The organism is Methylobacterium sp. 13MFTsu3.1M2 (genome assembly GCF_900112625.1).
Taxonomy (GTDB): Bacteria; Pseudomonadota; Alphaproteobacteria; order Rhizobiales; family Beijerinckiaceae; genus Methylobacterium.
Genome location: NZ_FOMM01000003.1, coordinates 273,767 through 280,483, shown reverse-complemented (window position 1 = coordinate 280,483; position 6,717 = coordinate 273,767). Strand labels below are relative to the sequence as shown.

Below are 6,717 nucleotides of genomic sequence, written 5' to 3'. Positions count from 1 at the left end.
TCACCGGTTTGCGGTGGTGACCGGGGAGGTGACGCCGCCGAGGGAGACCCAGGCGACGGCGTCCTGGCTCTCGCGCTTGATGAACACGTAGCCGGTCTTGTGCCAGGGCAGGATCGCGCTGGTCTTGTTGTCGAGCACCAGGTCGCCGCGGTCGGTGATCAGGGTCAGCACGGCGTGGCCCTCGCCCTTCTCGTCGATCACCACGGTCATGCGCATCGCCCGCCGCGGCAGGCCGGCCTCGGCCAGCATGTGGCGCTTGAGCAGCTGGAAGTCCTCGCAGTCGCCGATGCCGTCCTCGGCCAGGTCCCAGCGGTCGGCCACGTGCAGGTGGTCCTGGTCGGTCATCGGCTCGATCGCCTTGTTGACCCGCCGGTTCACCGACACGATCGTCGCCCAGGTGGCGGGCGTCAGGCTGATCCGGGCCGGCTCGCCCCGGTCCAGCGCGCACTCCGCCGCGTAGGTCTGGCAGAACGTCACCCACGCCGCGATCGGCTTGGCATCGCCCTGCACCCGGGCGCCGGCCTCGGTGGGCAGGCTCGCCAGCGTCTGCGCCTGGGCCGGGGCGGCGAGCCCCGCGACGGCGAGGACAGCCAGGGCCGCCCGGCGGCTCCGGGAGAGCCGACGCGAGGCGGGTCCCTTGACCAGGCCCTGCATCATGGAAACCGCGAACCGCATCGCCGGGACCCAACCGTTAAGCTCTCGTTAACGAAAGCTCTCACGCCGGCGGGCCGGCGGCAATCCGCCGATTAACAAAAGGTTAATGCTGTGCGCAACGCGGATAAGCGCACTCTCGGCCGGTCATCGTGACGCTCACCGGCCGTGCTCGAAAACGTGAAGGCGCCTCAAGGTGTTCTCCGACGAGATCCGCCGTTATCCCGGCACCGCGCCACCAAGAAGAAGCCTGTGGGCGGCAGGAGGAAGACGTATGCGTTGCGTTGCAGACAGAGTGGCCGGCCTCGTCCTGGCCGGGCTCGCAGCGGGAACCCTGGGGATGCTGCCGGCCTCCGCCGCGGCTCCGACCACCGCCCCGCCCGCGACCGACCTGAAGAGCGAGGGGCCGACGCAGCCGGCCAAGGTCCAAGACGGTCAGTACACCGACAAGAACGGTAACCCGACCTACCACGTCACGGACGGCGGCAAGATGGTCGACTGGTACACGATGTCCGGCTACGTCCGGTACAGCGCGAACTGCATGGCCTGCCACGGCCCCGACGGGCTGGGATCGACCTACGCGCCGTCGCTGGTCGACGCCCTCAAGGGCATGGACTACGCGCAGTTCGCCGGCATCGTCGTGGGCGGCAAGAGGGACGTGAACGCCTCGCAGGAGCTGGTGATGCCCGCCTTCGGCGAGAACAAGAACGTCACCTGCTACCTGCCGGACATTTACACCTATCTCCGCGCCCGCTCCGACGGGGCGCTCGGCCGCAACCGGCCGTCCGAGCACGAACCCAAGCCCGCGGCCTTCGAGAAGGCCGAGGATGCCTGCATGAAGTGAGGCCGCCCCGGTCCGGCTTCCCGCGCGGACCGGACCGGGTCGACACGCCCCGTTGCACCGCTCGATTGCGCACGACATACTCCGCCCAAGACGCTGAAGAGCGGGCGCCAAGCCTGCCGAGGGGGTCGCAGGGGGTGGAACGTGGCTCAAGGATCGGGAGTGCGCCGCCATCTGTGCGGCATCTGGACGGCCTGGACGGACGCGGCCGGGGCCGCCGACGCGGCCGCGGAGGTGGCGCTCGCGGTCGGTGACACCGCCCTGTCGCAGGTCGTCGCGTTCTTCTCCGCCGATTACGATGCCGAGATCCTGGCCCGTGCCCTGGAGACCCGGTTCCCCGGCGTGCCGGTGGCCGGCTGCTCGATGTCGGGCGGCATCGCCCCGGCCGGCGGCCTCGACCGCGGGCTCGTCGTCATCGCGTTCCCGGCCGAGCGGTTCCGGATCGTCTCGACCGTCCTCGACGCCATCGACCACCTCGACGTGGAGCGGACCGCCTCGGCGGTCCGGGCGCTGCGCCGGACCCTGGACCCGCTGGACCGGTGCCGCGATGTCGACGCGGCCGGCACGGGCCACCGCTTCGCCCTGTCGCTGATCGACGGGCTCGCCAACGCCGAGGAGACCGTGGTCTCGGCGATCGCCTGGGCGCTCGACGGCATCCCGATCGTCGGCGGCTCGGCCGGCGACGACCTGCGCTTCCGGGACGCCGTCATGCTCCACGGCGGGAAGATCCACCGCAAGGCGGCGGTCCTGGTGCTCGTCGAGACCGACTTCTCGGTGGAGATCTTCAAGAGCGACAATTTCGAGCCGACGCGGACCAAGTTCGTGGTCACCGCCTCGGACGGCGAGCGCCGCACCGTGCACGAGCTCAACGCCGAGCCGGCGGCCCGGGAATACGCGATGGCGATCGGCCTCGACCCCGAGGGCCTGTCGCCGATGAGCTTCGCCGCCTACCCGCTCGCCGTGAAGGTCGGGGGCGAGTATTTCTGCCGCTCGATCCGGCGGATGAACGAGGACGGCTCGCTCAGCTTCTTCTGCGCGGTGGACGAGGGCGTGGTGCTGACCCTCGCCGAGCCGCGCGACATCGTCGCCTCGACCCGGGCGGAGTTGGCGCGCCTCGACGCCGTGCTCGGCGGCGTCGACCTGATCATCGGCTTCGAGTGCGTGCTCCGCCGCCTCGACGCCGAGAGCCGGCAGGTCCGGCACGGGATCGCCGACCTCTACCGTCGCTACAACGTCGTCGGCTTCGAGACCTTCGGCGAGCAGTACCGGGCGATGCACCTGAACCAGACCTTCACGGGCATCGCCATCGGCAAGACCCTCGCCGCGGGCGCGCCGGCCGCGGCCCCCGCCCCGGCCGCGTCGTGACCCTGCACCCGAACGGCCTCGAGACCGACGCGTCCCTGCACCGGCGGATCGAGAAGCTCGAGCGGATCAACGCCGCGCTGATGTCCCATGTCGAGCGCTCCATGGACCAGCGGGGCAGCGCCTACTCGCTGTTCCAGACGGCGATCATGCTCGAGGGCCGGGTCCGCACCCGCACCGAGGAGCTGACCGGGCTGATGCACCGGCTGGAGCGCTCCAACGAGGCGCTGGCCGCGGCCAAGGAGGAGGCCGAGACCGCCAACCGCTCGAAGACGCGGTTCCTGGCGGCGGCGAGCCACGACCTGCTGCAGCCGGTCAACGCCGCCCGCCTCTCGATCTCGGCGCTCGCCGACCTCGACGTGCCGCCGGAGGCGCGCACCATCGCCGGACAGGTGGAGCGGGGCCTGCAGACCATCGAGGACCTGATCAAGACGCTGCTCGACATCTCGAAGCTCGATGCCGGGATCGTCCGGCCGCAGGTCCAGCCCGTCTTCCTGCCCGACCTGCTGGCGGGGATCGCGGAGAGCTTCGAACCCTTCGCACAGCGCAAGGGCCTGCGCCTGTCGGTCCACTGCCCGGACCTGACCGTCACCAGCGACGTGGTGCTCCTGCAGCGGATCCTCCAGAACCTCGTCTCCAACGCCGTCCGCTACACCCGCACCGGCGGGATCGTCCTGGCGGCCCGGCGCCGGTCCGGCGGCGTCCGGATCGAAGTGACCGACACGGGCTGCGGCATCGCCGCCGAGGAATGCGAGCTCGTCTTCGACGAGTTCTTCCGGGGCGGCGACCGGCCGAGCAGCGGCGAGGAGCCTGGCCTCGGCCTCGGCCTGTCGATCGTCCGCCGCATGGCCCTCGCCCTCGATCATCCCCTGCGGCTGCGCTCCCGGGTCGGCCACGGCACCCGGGTGTCGCTGACGCTGCCCCTGAGCGCGGTCCCGGCCGCCGCCGCGCCGCCCGCCCCGGTGGCGACCCGGCTCTCGGGAGCCCACGTCCTCGTCGTGGAGAACGACGCCTCCACGGCCGACGCCCTCGCGCGCCTGCTCCAGAACTGGGATGCAAGGGTCTCGACCTTCCGCGACCTCGCGGGGGTGAAGGCCGCCGTCGCGGCGGGCGCCGGGGCGCCGGACATCCTGGTGCTCGACTACCATCTCGACGACGGCGCCTGCGGCCTCGACGTGGCCGCCTATCTCCGGGCGCTGCATACCGGGCCGCTCCCGGTCATCGTCACCACCGCCGACCATACCGGCGCGGTCGAGGAGCGCGTCACCGCCGCCGGCGCGGAGCTCGTGCACAAGCCGATCAAGCCGGCCCAGCTCCGCTCCCTGCTCACCTACATGCTGGCCTGAGCCCGATCGGGCGCCGCGACGCGCCGGCTCGCGCCGGATCCGAGCCGCGGGCGTCCGCGGCGAACACTCCCGTCCGCGCCGTGACATAGGACACACGCCCCCCCTCGACGGGCCTCCCCGCCTGCGCGACAGGGAGCAGCATCCGCGGCGCGTCCCGTGCCCGGATGTCCCCCCGCCATCGACGTCACGGACCCGCCGGGACGCCGCAGGAGCGCGCACCCATGGCGCAGGTCCCGCACGGTCCGACAGGCAGCCCGCCGGGTCATCCTCAGGGCACCGCGCAGGGGCCCGTCCAGGACGGCCTGCCGCCGCGCGAGCGCGTCCTCGCCATGGCGGCGATCGGGCTCGCCATGACCATGGCGGTCCTCGACGGGGCCATCGTCAACGTGGCGCTGCCCGTCATGGCCAAGGACCTCGCGGTCCGGCCGGCCGACGCGATCTTCGTGGTCAACGCCTATCAGGTCGCCGTCACGGCGAGCCTCCTGCCGTTCGCGGCCCTCGGCGACATCTTCGGCTTCCGGAAAGTCTACCTGCCGGGGCTCGCGCTGTTCGTCGCCGCGTCGCTCGCCTGCGCGGTCGCGCCGAACCTGCCGATGCTGATCGCGGCCCGCATCGTCCAGGGCCTCGGTGGCGCGGCGATCATGAGCGTGAATATCGGCTTCGTGCGCTTCATCTACCCGCACCGGATGATCGGCCAGGGGGTCGCCAACGTCGCGCTGGTGGTGGCGGTGGCCTCGGCCGCCGGCCCGACCGTGGCGGCGGCGATCCTGTCGGTGGCGACCTGGCCCTGGCTGTTCCTCGTGAACATCCCCGTGGGCCTGCTGGCCCTGGCGGTGGCGTCCCGGACCCTTCCAGTCACACCGGCGAGCGGCCGCCCCTTCGACCTCGCGAGCGCGGTGCTCAACGCGCTGACCTTCGGCCTGCTGATCATCGGGATCGACGGTCTCGGCGATCCGGAGGCGCGCAGCGTCGCGATCGTCGAGCTCGCCGCCGCCCTGGTCATCGGCGCGGTGTTCGTCCGGCGCCAGATCCGGCTGCCCGCCCCGCTCCTGCCGGTCGACCTGCTGCGGATCCCCGCCTTCGCCCTGTCGATGGCGACGTCCGTCGCCTCGTTCTGCGCCCAGATGGTCTCCTACGTGGCGCTGCCCTTCTACTTCCAGGACGTGCTGCACCTCTCCAGCACCCAGACCGGCTTCCTGCTCACCCCCTGGCCGATCGCGGTCGCCGCGATGGCGCCGATCTCCGGCCGCCTCGCGGACCGCTACCCGCCCGGCATCCTCGGCGGCGTCGGGCTGGCCATGATGGCCGCCGGGCTCGTCAGCGTGACGCTCCTGCCCGCGGCCCCCGCCACCCTCGACATCGTCTGGAGGCTCACCCTGTGCGGCCTCGGCTTCGGCCTGTTCCAGTCGCCCAACAACAAGGTCATCGTCACCTCGGCGCCGCGCGAGCGGGCCGGCGGGGCGAGCGGGATGCAGTCGACGGCGCGGCTCACCGGGCAGTCGCTCGGCGCGGCCCTGGTGGCGGTGATCTTCGGCCTGACGCACGGGCTCGGGGCCGAGCGGGCCGTCACCATCTCGCTCTCCTGCGCGGTGGCGCTCTCGGTGATCGGCGGCTGCGCCAGCGTCCTGCGGCGGAGTCGGAGCGGCTAGGCCGACCCCGTATGCCACCGCGGGCGCGGGACCGCGTTGACGCGACGAGTCACGTGCAGGAGCGTCCCATGGATCTCGATCTCACCGGCCGGAAGGCCCTGGTCACCGGCTCGACCGGCGGCATCGGCTACGCCATCGCCAAGGAACTCCTCGATCTCGGCGCCGAGGTCGGCATCAACGGCCGCACGCCCGAGCGCGTCGAGGCTGCGCTGGCGAGGCTGCGGGGCGAGGCGCGGGCCGGCCGCGCCTTCGCGGCGCCGGGGGATGTCGCGACCGCGGACGGCGTGTCCGCGCTCGTCCAGGGGCTGCCGGTCGTGGATATCCTGGTCAACAACACCGGGATCTTCGAGCCGAAGCCGTTCTTCGAGATCCCGGATGCCGACTGGCAGCGCTTCTTCGACGTCAACGTGATGAGCGGCGTGCGCCTGTCCCGGGCCTACACGCCCGGCATGGCGGAGCGCGGCTGGGGCCGGGTGATCTTCATCTCCAGCGAGTCCGGGATCAACACGCCGACCGAGATGGTCCATTACGGGATGACCAAGACCGCGCAGCTCGCGATCTCCCGCGGGCTCGCCCAGACGGTGGCCGGCAGCGGCGTGACGGTCAACAGCGTCCTGCCCGGCCCGACCCTGTCGGAGGGCGTCGCGGAGTTCATGACGCAGATGGCCGGCGGCGCGGCCGACGCCGACCTCGAGGCCATGGGCCGCCAGTTCGTCGCGGAGCACCGGCCTTCCTCGCTGATCCGGCGCCTCGCGCGGGTGGAGGAGGTGGCGAGCCTCGTCGCCTATCTCTGCAGCCCGGCCGCGAGCGCCACCACCGGCGCAGCTCTGCGGGTCGACGGCGGTGTCCTGCAGGGTCTAGCCTAGGA

General features: G+C 72.1%; 6 protein-coding genes. 5 read left to right on the top strand and 1 reads right to left on the bottom strand.

The genetic code is table 11. The features are described from left to right. Complete coding sequence (locus BM314_RS03340) at positions 1 to 675, bottom strand: transglutaminase-like cysteine peptidase (protein WP_020092510.1); 675 nt, start codon at positions 673 to 675, stop codon at positions 1 to 3. A 250-nt stretch (positions 676 to 925) separates the two neighbouring features. Between BM314_RS03340 and BM314_RS03335 the strand changes: the two genes are divergently transcribed. The 5 genes from BM314_RS03335 (at position 926) to BM314_RS03315 (ending at position 6,715) form a co-directional block, all read left to right on the top strand. Continuing rightward, positions 926 to 1,495: a c-type cytochrome, methanol metabolism-related gene (locus BM314_RS03335; RefSeq protein WP_026604819.1), complete on the top strand. Its 570-nt coding sequence runs from the start codon at positions 926 to 928 to the stop codon at positions 1,493 to 1,495. A 141-nt stretch (positions 1,496 to 1,636) separates the two neighbouring features. Then, positions 1,637 to 2,857 carry an FIST signal transduction protein gene (locus BM314_RS03330; protein WP_026604820.1) on the top strand — a complete coding sequence of 407 codons (1,221 nt, stop codon included), beginning with the start codon at positions 1,637 to 1,639 and terminating at the stop codon, positions 2,855 to 2,857. Beyond that, positions 2,854 to 4,200: an ATP-binding response regulator gene (locus BM314_RS03325; protein ID WP_056526969.1), complete on the top strand. Its 1,347-nt coding sequence runs from the start codon at positions 2,854 to 2,856 to the stop codon at positions 4,198 to 4,200. Before BM314_RS03330 ends, BM314_RS03325 begins: the two co-directional genes overlap by 4 nt. Positions 4,201 to 4,421: 221 nt before the next feature. Next, positions 4,422 to 5,849: an MFS transporter gene (locus BM314_RS03320; protein ID WP_020092514.1), complete on the top strand. Its 1,428-nt coding sequence runs from the start codon at positions 4,422 to 4,424 to the stop codon at positions 5,847 to 5,849. Positions 5,850 to 5,917: 68 nt separating this feature from the next. Continuing rightward, positions 5,918 to 6,715 (top strand): SDR family NAD(P)-dependent oxidoreductase, encoded by a 798-nt coding sequence (locus tag BM314_RS03315; protein ID WP_091976883.1) that lies wholly within the window; start codon positions 5,918 to 5,920, stop codon positions 6,713 to 6,715. The last annotated feature ends 2 nt before the right edge of the window (positions 6,716 to 6,717 follow it).